The sequence below is a fragment of the Candidatus Krumholzibacteriia bacterium genome (assembly GCA_029865265.1).
Lineage (GTDB): Bacteria > Krumholzibacteriota > Krumholzibacteriia > WVZY01 > JAKEHA01 > JAKEHA01.
Window position 1 is genome coordinate 1 of the sequence record JAOUHG010000056.1, and the last position, 11,569, is coordinate 11,569.

Consider the following 11,569-nt stretch of genomic DNA (forward strand, 5'->3'; position numbering starts at 1 on the left):
CCAGTCGGCGCGTGACCCGCGCGCGGTCCACGGTGCGAACCTGATCCAGCACCACGAATCCGGACTTCCCCTGGAAGCGGCATGCAATGCGGAATGGATACGCATGCCCGCCCGAAGTCATGGGTGCGACGATGAACGTGGGCATGCGCTCGTTGAGGACATCGGGAGAAACCACCACGCACGGGCGCGTCTTGCGAATCTCGCCGCCCTGTCCGTGACCGAGGCTCACGAGGATCACATCGCCGCGCCTCGCCCCGGGCGTCACCACTCCCACTCCTCATCGTCAAAACCGGTCGGCGCGGGCTCTTCAATCAAATAGCCTTCGCGGCGTTCCAGCAGCAGGTCAACGGCCTTCTCCCAGCCCGCACGCGGATGTTCGGCGCTGGTGATGACGATGGCGCCCTCGCGCAGGGTCACCTCCACCTCGTCCTTGAGACCGGCTTCCTCGATGAGCGGTTTGGGAAGGCGCAGGCCGCGGGAGTTGCCGATTCTCACCAGGCGGGTCTTCATGGTGATTACATTGTAATCACACGCACCGCCTGCGTCAAGCCCCCGGCGCTCCTGATCTCACAGCAATCTTCGTAGGGCGTCGGTGTAGATCCGCACGGCCCCGGAATGGGGCGTGCGGAGGAAATGGGAGCACTTCAGATCCCAGCCGTTGATGATGGTGGCATGAACGCCGCGGTTCTTGATCTCACTCTCGCCCGCGGCGGGATAGATGGTGATCTCCCCGCCGTACAGACTGGTTCCGTTCCACATGAAGTCGAAGCGCGCGTAGTCCACGCCGGCGCTCAGTTTCTCCGTGTGCCGCAGCGCCGCCTATTGCGCCGGTCTTACTGCGCCTGCGGTGCGTCCTGGATGACCAGGTCGACGCGGCGGTTCTTCTGCCGACCCTCGTCGGTGTCGTTGTCGGCCACCGGGCGGCTCTCACCAAAGCCCTCCGCGGTGAGGCGGTCGGGTGCGACGTCCTGCGACACCAGGAAGTCGTGCACGGCCTGCGCGCGCCGCTGCGACAACTGCAGGTTGTACTCCTCGGTGCCGATCGAGTCGGTGTGCCCCTCGATGACAATCTTCATCTCGCCGAACTGGTTCAGGATGGTGGCAATCTTGACCAGGTTGAACTCCACGTCGCGCTTGAGCGTGGCCTTGTTGAAGTCAAAGAGAATGTCGGCGAGGCTTACGATGGTTCCCCGCGCGTCACGGCGAATGCTCGCAAACTTCCCCTGCAACTGGCTCAGCGCGCCATAGAGCTCGTCCTGGCGTGTCTTGGCCTCCGCGCGCAGGTGCTCGAGGTCACGCTTGAGGTCGTCCTGCAGGCTGCGCTCCAGGTTCAGCGTGGCCTCCAGCGCCTGCGCGCGCGCATCGCTGAACGCGGTCATCTGCTGGGTGGCATCCACACACACCTGCTCATTCATGTCGGAGCGAATCCGGCATTCCAGTTCCTGCACCGCGCGCGCGGCCAGGTAACGGTGTTGTTCGGTTGTGGGTGCGTCCACCTTCTCCGCGTGGGTCTGATTGTAGCTGCGCCGGTACCGGCCCTCGATGTCCCCGGCCGCAACGTGGCGCTCGCCGGCCACCTTGTACCATGAGCTCCACTGTGCGGATACGGCTTCCATGGTGGCGGGCGGAAAGGTCTCCGGCAGCAGGGTCGTCGCCGGCAGGGTCTCGGGCACCTCTTCCTCCAACGCCGGGGCGCGCTTGGCGATGGGCGCCTTGGCACCAGTGAAGTCCTCGGTCTGCTCCAGGACGAACACCGCCTCCTGCCAGCTGGCGCGCGCCTGTTCCACTTCGAGGAGGCACTTTTGCGCACGGTCGGCCGCGGTCTGCATGCTCTCCACTTCGAACGCAACGCGCACATCCGCCATGGCCCGCTCCATCGGCGCGACGGCATCCTGCTTCTTCCCGTTCTGGATCAGCGTTTCCGCCTGTGCGCGCTTGGCATCGGCGGTTTCCAGCAGCTTGATGGAGTACGAGTCGGTGGCAACGGCGCGCAGGTCGGCCGCGTAGTTGTCGTAGTCGTGCAGAATGGGTTCCACATCCACACTGGGGGCACAGGCAAGAACGACAAGCGGCACAACGACGGCCAGGCTATGCGATCTCATGTGTACTCCTTCGCGCGTTTACCGCCGGACGCAGGCGCGTTCGGAATCGGTTGCTGATGGTTCGGTCCACCATCAACGAGAAAACCCTATCCAGGTGATCCTGTCCAGCACGTCCATCCAGAACACCCAGCGCCCTCGCGATGGCCTCAATAGTAGCCAGACCCCCGGGCACGGGTTGGTTGCGCAGCAGATAGCGGGACCGCGGTCCGGAGGGCAGCCTGGCCCACGTCATCTTCTTCAGCGTGGGCTCGCGGCGGCCCATCTTCCGGGCCTGGCGCCAGCTCCCGTCGGGCACGACCAGGTGCGTGAACGCATGGCCGGCCACGAAGTCTTCGTCCAGCACGTGGGCATCGGCGCTCAGGTTCAGGAACAGGCAAGATTCCGGTTCGGGAAAGAGGTCCTCGAGGATCAACGGTTTCTCCGCGAAACCCCGCAGGTACACGTCGCAGTTCTGCAACGCCAGACCGGCCAGGCGGGATGTTCCCGAGGGTTTGAAGACCTCGCCGCAATGCATGATGATGGTGACCGGTGTACGGTTGGCAAAGGGAACAATGCTGTCGCAGAGGCACAGGTGGTGCCTCATGAGACACCGGTGGCACTTGTCTCCGTATTTCCCTTTGAATTCAGTCAGATGCATGGTGTTGCCGTGCTGGCTACAGGAACTGGAACCCCACGTTGAAACCAAGGTTGTTGATGGTTCCCCCGCCCAGGACAACCGGGGCGTATTCCACCCCGAGTTGCAGGCTGTACTTACCCCGCAACAGCACAGTGTAACCCATTGCGCCCAGCAGCCCCACTCCTCGCTCGTCGTACAGGTAGTCGGAACTGACAAATCCAAAACCGCCGCCGATTTCCAGGTTGAGACGGCTGGTTGGCCAGTACTGCACGTCGAACACGGCAACTCCGGACACCACGTCTTCCTTGTACATCGACTGGGAACCGCCGATTCGCGGCTGATCGTACATGGCGTCGTACTGGTACGACACGTTCGTCCCGGAAATCCGGAACATGAGCGCGGTATCTTCCGACACAAAACCCCCGATGCCGAGATTCAGTCCCCCGAGGCCGTCGCTGGTTCCCTCGCCAATACCGCCACTCTGCAGGCCATAGCCAAGTGTGAGCAGCAGCGTGAAGCCGCCGCGCTCCTGACAGAGTGCGGCGCGCGAGGGCAGCAGTACCAGCAGAGCAAGAAGTGGAATGAGCCGTTTCCGCATGATCGTTCCCTCCCTCGGGGTCGTCACCCGTCCCCGGACAACCGAGAACTGCGGCCCGGCTATATCGTACGCCTGAATCCGGACTTCCTCAACCTCCGCCCCGAGTGGCTATCGTGGGTTGACACCCCATCTCACGCACGTATACTCAATGACTCCATCTATGATAGATTGCACTGCACGACACCTGAACGACGGAGGCCGCAAATGCCCGTTTTCAAGGCCCGCTTGGCTCTATGCCTGTCCTTATTCCTGGCGACCGCGGTCGCCTGCGGAGACGATGACCCCGCGGCACTGTCCAACAACCCGCCCCCACCGGGCAACACCACCCCGCAGTTCGTGCTCAAGTGGGGTTCCGCGGGATCTGCCGCCGGCCAGTTTGCCGGCCCCGGCGGCGTTGCCGTGGACGGCACCGGGAACGTCTACGTGGCGGACCTCGGCAACTCCCGCATTCAGAAGTTCGATGGCTCGGGCGCGTACATGACCGGCTGGGGCGCGGCGGGCTCGGGCAACAGCCAGTTCGGTTTTCCCTGGGGCGTCGCCGTGGACGGCACCGGCAACGTCTATGTGGCGGATCAGGCGAACCATCGCGTCCAGAAATTCAGCAGCACGGGAATGTATGTCACCCAGTGGGGCACCGCGGGCTCCGGCGACGGGCAGTTCGACTTTCCGGTTGGCATTGCGGTGGACGGCAGCGGGAACGTCTACGTGGCGGATAGTGGCAACAGTCGCATCCAGAAGTTCAGCAGCACAGGAACGTATATCACCCAGTGGGGCTCGCCGGGCTCGGGCGATGGGGAGTTCGGCTTTGCGCAGGGCGTTGCCGTAGATGCGAGCGACAACGTGTACGTGGCGGATTCCGCCAACGATCGCATCCAGAAGTTCACCAGCACGGGGACATTTGTGGCCAAGTGGGGCACCACCGGTTCCGCCAACGGTGAGTTCGTGTTTCCCACCGGGATTGCCGCGCGCGGCAGCAACGTCTACGTGACGGATTCCGACAACAATCGCGTGCAGACGTTCGATACGGCGGGCAATTATGTCACCCAGTGGGGTTCGATGGGCAGCGGCGACGGCCAGTTCAATCTGCCCGAAGGTATCGGCGTGGACGGAAGCGGCAATATCTACGTCGCGGACGCGGATAATCACCGCATCCAGAAGTTCAAGTAGCGCGTACGGGCGCCGGCATCATGGGCCGCGCGCCCGTACCCCAGCTCCTCACTCAGCCAGCGCGCGCGGGAACAGGATGTTGTTCTCCAGGTGGATGTGCTGGTGGAATGACGCTTCCAGCGCATCCAGCCCGTGCCATAGCGCGCGCCACGTGTTGCATGCCGCCTCCGGCGCCTGGTAGTCGTCGGTCAGTTCGCGCAGTTCGCGCAACGCATTGGCAACCACCAGGTGTTCGTCCTCCATCACGGCAATCGGCCCGCCCGCCATCGCGCCCGACCCCGCCTTGATCATCGGAAAGAGGATCTGCTCTTCCTTGACCATGTGCGAGTCGACTTCCGCCTTGAGCCCCACCAGCACGTTGACAATCCGCTTGAAGCGATCCGGGTCCTTCTCGCCGTGCACGTCCAGCACCTTGCGCGCCATCGTTTCCAGTCGCGGCATTTCCTCGCGCAGCGGGCGGTGATAGGCGTGGAGGATGTGGTCGATGACATCCCCCAGCGGGGCCTGGTCCCAGCGCTCCATGGTCTCGCCGGGCTGCTCCAGTTCCGCGTGCACCTCTTTCAACACCGCCGCGGCGTCCAACCCCTTCTCCTCGCACACCTCGCCGAGCGGGCGGCCACCGCCGCAGCAGAAATCGATTCCGTGGCGGGCAAAGACGCGGGTGGCCAGCGGGTGTTCCGCGGCCAGTGCGCCAACCTTGGTTTCGAGCGTGATGGACATGACTTACCTCCGTTTGGGTGGACGTTTGGTGGTGGATGGTTTCTTGGGTGTGGTCCCGGCCGGCGCCGCGAGCATGCGCGCCAGAGCCGCGAGCACGGGCTCGGGATCTTTGCGGCGGCTCCCTCTTTCGTTCTTGTGGATGCCCGGCATTCCCGCCAGCGCATGGATGGTCCCCATGACTATCACGCGCAGGTGCTCGGGCTCGATGTCGTTGCGGATGGTCCCTGCGGCCATACCCTCGCGGATTGCGTCCATGAGATAGCCCGCCGATTTCTGCACCAGTTCGCGCAGCCGTGCGACGGCCCCCGGCGGCAGCGAGAGACTCGCCTCTTCCGAGCGCAGGAGCCAGGCAATGCCGGGTTCGTTCTGGAACAGCGCCACGCGGTTGCGCCCCAGCTGCAGCAGCCGCTCCAGCGGCGGCAGCGAGGGGGCGGGAAAGGTGGCGTCGATTTTCTCCAGGGCGTGGCGCACGGCGCCATCGAGGATCTCGTCCCGCGAGGCAAAGTGTCGGAAGAGCGCCCCGGAGGTGACTCCCACCTCTTTGGCGAGCACGGTGGTGGTGAGCGAGGCGAGGCCCCTCTCCCCGATGATGCGGCACACCGCCCCCAGGATCTCCTCGCGGCGCTCGGCCGCGGGCTTGCGCACGCCGGCTTTCATGCGAATATAGTAAGTAACTTCTTACTTACCTGTCAAGCGGCTTCTCGCGGGCGCGTCGCCCCGGCCCGCTCTCACTCGCAGCATCCCCTGCCGCTATCGCGCGATCACCATCTTGCGCGTCACTGTGCTGCCGTTGGCCGTGACGCGGCAGAAGTAGACGCCGCTTGCGAGCGGCGTACCCGCGTCGTTGCGGCCCGCAAACGGAATCCGCTGCCAGCCCGCCGCGGCGTCCAGAACCTCCAGCGAACCCACGCGGCGTCCCGCCACGTCATAGATTTCAACCCGCACGTCTGACGGCGCCGGCAACCCCACCCGGAACTCCGTCTGCGCGCTGAACGGGTTGGGATAGTTCTGTAGCACGGTGAGTTGCGTGATGGCGGGCGTGTCCCCCACACCGGTGGCGCCCACCACGGTGGCCTCATTGGACGGTGCGCTCTGGTTGGCGTGCACGTCGTAGGCGGTGACCACGTAGTACAGCGTGGTCAACGGCGCACCCGTGTCGGTGAGCGTAGAGTCCGTGGAACTGGACAGGAAGTTCATCGGCACCGGCGTTACACCCGCAGCGGTGGCGCGATAGACCGCGTAGTCGCGAAGGTCTTTGACACGCACACGGTTCCACTTGAGGTTGATGTCGTTGCCGGCGCGCTGCGCGGTTAGATACAAGGGTGGCGGCGGCGAAAGGTTGTCCACCGAGTGGCCGCTCGCCACGTTCGACGGCCAGTTGAGGTACTGGCTCCAGTACCCGTGCGCGATCACCTGGAAGTCGTGCGTCGCGGGTCCGGCCGCGCTGGAGTCGTAACCAGTCGGCACCGTGAGCGAGTACGCCTCCAGGTACACGGCGTCCTGCGTTCCCACCAGTTCCCAGAAGGCGGACGCCCCGGACGCCGTCGTCTCCTCGCGGATCGCGGGCCCGTCAAACGCATCCCCCACGTCCGTGAGCCGCACATTGGGAACGCCTGATTCCACGGCTGCGGCCGCCGCGGCCGCACTCGCCGCGCGCCAGACACTGTAATGACTGATGAACTGCTCGTTCAGAATGTCGCGGCTGCTGGGGAACCAGTTGACGCGCACCTTGCCCCCCTGATCCGCGGGAACATCCGTAACCGTCGAGAGCAACGGCTCGGGGTGACCCCAGTAGCCGTAACGCCCCTCGACGCGTTGTGCATATACGTCATTGCTCATATCGGTCCGCAAATCCGTCCAGGCGACAATCGCACCGCCGGTTCCGTCTGCGGCGAGCGCGTGGTCGGCCTGCCATCCGTATGCGGCGCAGACCACTTCGCCATCCCCCCCCCATCGGATGGCGCCGAGCGCACTCACCCGCTGTGCAAAAATGTCCGCCATTCCGCTCCGGTCGTCCCGCCATGCAACCACCGCACCACCGCTTCCGTCGGAGGCAACCAGAGGTTGCAGCTGGTTACCGGGAGCCGTGCAGAGAGCCACACCGCTTCCGTCCCACTGAAGAGCGCCGGCGACACTCACGCGCTGCGCGTAGACATCGGAATCGGCTCCGCTGCGAAAATCATCCCACGCGATGATCGCCCCACCCACCCCGTCGGAGGCGATGTCAGGCCTCATTTGACTTGCGGAACTGAACGGGCACATGATAACGCCGTCCGTGCTCCACTGGAGCGCACCCAGCGCGTCGATTCGCTGCGCCCGCACCTGCATGTAGGATGCGTTGACCCACTCCGCCCATGCAATCACGGCACCACCGGCTCCGTCGGGCACCACCCCGCCCTCGTTCACATTGGGCATGTTGGTCCGGAGCGTAATGCCATCAGCCGTCCACTGAACTGCCCCCGAGCCATCCACCCGCTGCGAGTAGAGGCCCCACGGCCCTCCTCGCATGTCAGCCCAGTAAGCAATCACACCGCCGGTTCCATCGGGGGTGATCCAGATGCGGACCTGGTTACTCGGTTCCGTGCAGATCGGAGTTCCGCCGGCAGTCCACTGGGCGACGCCTGCCCCGTTGATCCGCTGCGCGTAGAGGTTGTAGTCAACGGCGTTTCGATAATCCACCCATGCGATCACCGCGCCCCCCGATCCATCCGAAGCAATCGAAGGGAAGGACTGCGTATCAGCCGCGGTGCAGACTGGGACACCGTCGGGCGTCCACTGCACCACACCCGACGCATTCACCCGCTGCGCGTAGATGTCGCCGGCTCCGCTGCGCGCATCCTCCCAGGCTACAATGGCCCCACCGGCCCCGTCGGATACGAGTCCCGCTCTCACCTGGCTACCGGCAGCTGTGCAAACGGCCAGCCCGCCCGTTGTCCAGAGCATCACCCCGTAGGCATTGACGCGCTGAATGTAGATGTCGTGAAAGATGCCATCGCGCGTGTCTGTCCACACCATGATCACGCCCCCGGCGCCGTCGGAGATGCAGTCCGTCAGTTCCTGGTTCTTGGGCTCCGTGGAAACCGGCGTCCCGTTGGGCTCCCACTTGGTGAGCGTAAAGGCGGGAACAAAGGCGGGCGACACGAGGCAAGCGATTAGAATAAAAAGGGTTAGCGGGGCCTTCATGTTCAACCTCCGGGGTGGATGGGCGGCAGGCAGCCGCGGTTCAGGCGGAGTGAGCACCCGGGCCGACAATCCAGGGGTCGACGCGCGAAACTCTGTCCAGGAGGTAGGACGGCGGAGGACCCCTGAAATCACGCGGCGGATGGAGGTTCTCGCTGTACGGGAGCCAGAATCCCGGGTCCTTTCACATCGGCGGCACCGGGGACCGTGCCAACTTCAGTAGTGGACTCGGGAGCGCATTTGGTAGGCTTGATCGGGAATCCAGGATTCGGCAGGAGGCCCCCGATGCGAGCGACACGATTCCAACTTCCCCTTGCGGTGGTGATGGCCGCTGCGCTGGCGGCGTGTGGTGGTGACGACAACGTCGCGGCCGGTAGCTCGCCGTGCCTCGACGACGGCGTCACCTGCCTGTCCCTGCGGGCAGCGCCGGGAGATGTGACGTACGAAGCGTTGTATTTTCCTGGCAGCGATGAAACCGAGTATTACCTCTCCTGGGCCCCTGCCAACACCCGGCTCCGCAACTTCCGGCCCGGCCAGAAGGTCAAGCTGACGATCACCTTCGGCAGTCCGTTACTCGTCACCCGCAACCACGCCACCGAGCGGGTGAGCATTCAGGCGCACTTCGGTGTCGCCAACGGCGGCTCCTGCGGGGCTGCCACACCCACGACCACCGCGAGTATCTCGGGAGACTGGAAGCTGGCGGCCACCACCCACCAGATCGAGAGTCCCTGCATCGGCAGCGCGCTCTTCTGCACCGTCGCCAGCTATTTCGTCAACCTGAAGACGGGCGAGGAGCTGCAGAGTTTCTCGGTGGAGTTCACGGTGCCGGACAAGTTTGAGACCCTCCGGGACGCCGGCCAGCCGATTCCCGCAGTCGACCTCGAACTCACGTCGATCGACGTGACCACCGACATCGCCGGCACGCCGCAGCCTCCCCCGGTGTGGCCCAAGGGCGAACCGCTGCCGTAGGCGTTCCGGTCGGCCGAGCGCTACTTGAACTTCTGGATGCGGACGTTGCCCCAGTCGGTCACATACACGCTGCCGTCACCGGCCACCGCGATACCGCCTGCGTCCTCAAACTGGCCGTCACCCGAGCCCTGCGAACCCCACCAGGTCTGGACTTTTCCGCTGGTATCGAACACCTGAATACGCGAGAGCCCGGAGTCCACCACGTAGACGCGATTTCCCGCCACGGCAATCGTGAAGATGGTCTCGAACTCACCGAGCCGTGATCCCCGTTTGCCCCACTTGGTGACAAAGTTCCCCCCGCTGTCGAACTTCTGGATCCGGTGGTTGCCGTTATCCACGACATAAAGATTGTCACTCGCGTCCACCGCGAGTCCTCTGGGATGATTGAACTGGCCGTCCGCGTTGCCGTTACTTCCCATGTCGCCGAGGAAGTTGCCATCCGCGGCGGCGAATTTCTGGATGCGGCTGTTGTTCGGATCGCTCACGTACACGACACCGGTACCGTCAATCGCAATGCCGCCGGTGACCCCGTTGCCGACGTTCATCGGCCATTGCGCAATGAAATTGCCGTCCCGGTCGAACTTCTGGACCCGGTTCCCATCTGTCACGTACACCGCGCCGCCACCGTCAAGCGCAACATGGTAGGGCCAGTCGAACTGACCGTCACCCGCACCCCGCGATCCCCACGACATGATGAAGTTGCCGGTGGCGTCGAACTTCTGGATGCGATAATTGCCCAGGTCGGCAACGAACACGGTGTCTTCCCAGACGGCAACACCGGTGGGGCCGGTGCCAAACTGCCCATCGCCGGCACCCTGCGAACCCCACGCGAGCACGAATGCCGGCGCGGGCTCGAAGTTGTTCGACGGCGGCGTCACGGCATCGTCTTCGCACGCAACGCCAAACACCGTCAGGAGGACCAGGAACAGGTACGGGGTGATGGCGAGCTTAAGTTTGGACATGAGGTCTCCTCTCTTAAGTTCATAAGCGATGGACTTGCTTGGGCGGTGTGACCGCAGCATAGCCCGAATGAACCATGGTGGCAAGCGGCGATTGACTTGAACGAGCACCCTCGCAAGCGCCCGGTTCGTTACTCGCCGGAGCGGCGCGGCGCGCCCCAACGCTCGAACAGGACCGGAACGAGCACCATGTTCAGGAACGTCGAGGTGAGCAGCCCGCCCAGGATCACCTGCCCCATCGGGCTCTGGATCTCGTTACCGGGTTTTGCCCCGCCGATCACGAGCGGTATGAGCGCCATCACCCGGCCGGGAGGTTGGTGGCTTGCGCCGGATCGCGCCTCGGAAAATGATGCATTTGCATCGCTTGTGTCCGCCTCCGGCCGGTGGTACAAGAGCCGTGACAGTACCACGGGGGGACAGTCAGCCGTAGGTTCTCCACTCTCCCTTCATCCGTCCCCCCCAATTCTCAGCATATCGGAGCGGTTCACACCGCTTCCCACCCGAACCTCAAGGAGGCCCATCATGCGGTCCTCACACGTCATTGCAATCGTGGCTCTCGCGCTCACGGTCACGTTTGGCTGCAGCCGGGAGAAACCGGTCATGCCGGAACAGGCCGGCAGCGACAACCTCGCCGTGACGGCGAACGACGCCGAGCTTCTGGCGAGCGCAATCGTCGCACGAAGCGGCTGGGAACTCGACCCGGAGGCGTTGACACCAAAGATCAGCCAGCAGGGCGTTGACGCACTGGAACATCAAATTATGAACTACAGCCGGCAGCCGCTCACGGGTGACATTGCCCACTACTACTTCGAGGTGCGCGTCGGTCCGGGTCTCTACGACGTCATCGGGCTGCACCGTGTCGTCAAGGAGACGAGTCCCAACAGACCTATCCGTTCGAAGAAGTCAATCTTCCTGCAGCACGGAGACGCGGTCGGCTTCGTCAAGTTCCTGTTCGGCGTCGCGTCGCCCAACACGCCCGACGAGCAGTCCGCCGCCATCTTCTTTGCTGAGAACGGCGTCGACGTCTGGGGCATCGACCAGGACTGGATCCTCGTTCCGGAAAGCGAGACGGACTTCTCCTTCATGGCCGACTGGGGCCTGCAGCACAATGTCGACAATCTGAACATCGGCATGACCATTGCCCGAGAGGCACGTCTGCTCACGGGAAACGGCTTCCGCAAGATGAACCTGCTTGGTTACAGCAGTGGAGTCATCACGACATTCGCCCTGGTGAACCAGGAGACGCAGCTTCCGCCGG

14 protein-coding genes are annotated in these 11,569 nt (G+C 64.1%); 3 read left to right on the plus strand and 11 right to left on the minus strand.

From position 1 onward, the window contains the following. The 6 genes from OEX18_14815 to OEX18_14840 form a co-directional block, all read right to left on the minus strand. Positions 1-265, minus strand: a 265-nt coding sequence (locus tag OEX18_14815) for a type II toxin-antitoxin system PemK/MazF family toxin (protein ID MDH4338540.1), incomplete at its 3' end; no start/stop codon positions are given. Further along, positions 262-510 (minus strand): AbrB/MazE/SpoVT family DNA-binding domain-containing protein, encoded by a 249-nt coding sequence (locus tag OEX18_14820; GenBank protein MDH4338541.1) that lies wholly within the window; start codon positions 508-510, stop codon positions 262-264. The genes OEX18_14820 and OEX18_14815, both read right to left, overlap by 4 nt. A gap of 57 nt (positions 511-567) precedes the next feature. After that, positions 568-783 carry a hypothetical protein gene (locus tag OEX18_14825; GenBank protein ID MDH4338542.1) on the minus strand — a complete coding sequence of 72 codons (216 nt, stop codon included), beginning with the start codon at positions 781-783 and terminating at the stop codon, positions 568-570. 50 nt (positions 784-833) lie between these two features. Beyond that, positions 834-2,102 (minus strand): OmpA family protein, encoded by a 1,269-nt coding sequence (locus OEX18_14830; GenBank protein MDH4338543.1) that lies wholly within the window; start codon positions 2,100-2,102, stop codon positions 834-836. Beyond that, positions 2,089-2,739, minus strand: coding sequence for a DTW domain-containing protein (locus tag OEX18_14835; GenBank protein ID MDH4338544.1), 651 nt, complete (start codon positions 2,737-2,739; stop codon positions 2,089-2,091). Before OEX18_14835 ends, OEX18_14830 begins: the two co-directional genes overlap by 14 nt. A gap of 16 nt (positions 2,740-2,755) precedes the next feature. After that, on the minus strand, positions 2,756-3,316 hold the full coding sequence (locus tag OEX18_14840) for a hypothetical protein (protein ID MDH4338545.1): 561 nt from the start codon (positions 3,314-3,316) through the stop codon (positions 2,756-2,758). Positions 3,317-3,520: 204 nt separating this feature from the next. Here OEX18_14840 and OEX18_14845 point away from each other — a divergent pair, with 204 nt between their 5' ends. Next, on the plus strand, positions 3,521-4,483 hold the full coding sequence (locus tag OEX18_14845; protein ID MDH4338546.1) for a 6-bladed beta-propeller: 963 nt from the start codon (positions 3,521-3,523) through the stop codon (positions 4,481-4,483). Positions 4,484-4,531: 48 nt separating this feature from the next. Here the strand turns inward: OEX18_14845 and ric are convergent, their stop codons facing one another. The 3 genes from ric to OEX18_14860 form a co-directional block, all read right to left on the minus strand. Next, on the minus strand, positions 4,532-5,203 hold the full coding sequence (ric, locus tag OEX18_14850) for an iron-sulfur cluster repair di-iron protein (GenBank protein ID MDH4338547.1): 672 nt from the start codon (positions 5,201-5,203) through the stop codon (positions 4,532-4,534). Positions 5,204-5,206: 3 nt separating this feature from the next. After that, positions 5,207-5,848 carry a TetR/AcrR family transcriptional regulator gene (locus OEX18_14855; GenBank protein MDH4338548.1) on the minus strand — a complete coding sequence of 214 codons (642 nt, stop codon included), beginning with the start codon at positions 5,846-5,848 and terminating at the stop codon, positions 5,207-5,209. A gap of 105 nt (positions 5,849-5,953) precedes the next feature. Next, positions 5,954-8,386, minus strand: coding sequence for a T9SS type A sorting domain-containing protein (locus tag OEX18_14860; protein ID MDH4338549.1), 2,433 nt, complete (start codon positions 8,384-8,386; stop codon positions 5,954-5,956). A 282-nt stretch (positions 8,387-8,668) separates the two neighbouring features. Here OEX18_14860 and OEX18_14865 point away from each other — a divergent pair, with 282 nt between their 5' ends. Beyond that, positions 8,669-9,352, plus strand: a complete 684-nt coding sequence (locus tag OEX18_14865; GenBank protein ID MDH4338550.1) for a hypothetical protein — start codon at positions 8,669-8,671, stop codon at positions 9,350-9,352. A 20-nt stretch (positions 9,353-9,372) separates the two neighbouring features. Here OEX18_14865 and OEX18_14870 read toward each other — a convergent pair whose 3' ends face one another. Continuing rightward, positions 9,373-10,314: a 6-bladed beta-propeller gene (locus OEX18_14870; GenBank protein MDH4338551.1), complete on the minus strand. Its 942-nt coding sequence runs from the start codon at positions 10,312-10,314 to the stop codon at positions 9,373-9,375. A 128-nt stretch (positions 10,315-10,442) separates the two neighbouring features. Continuing rightward, entirely contained in the window at positions 10,443-10,610 is a 168-nt protein-coding gene (locus OEX18_14875; protein ID MDH4338552.1) for an efflux RND transporter permease subunit, read from the minus strand. Between the two features lie 223 nt (positions 10,611-10,833). Here OEX18_14875 and OEX18_14880 point away from each other — a divergent pair. Next, positions 10,834-11,569, plus strand: a 736-nt coding sequence (locus OEX18_14880; GenBank protein MDH4338553.1) for a hypothetical protein, incomplete at its 3' end; no start/stop codon positions are given.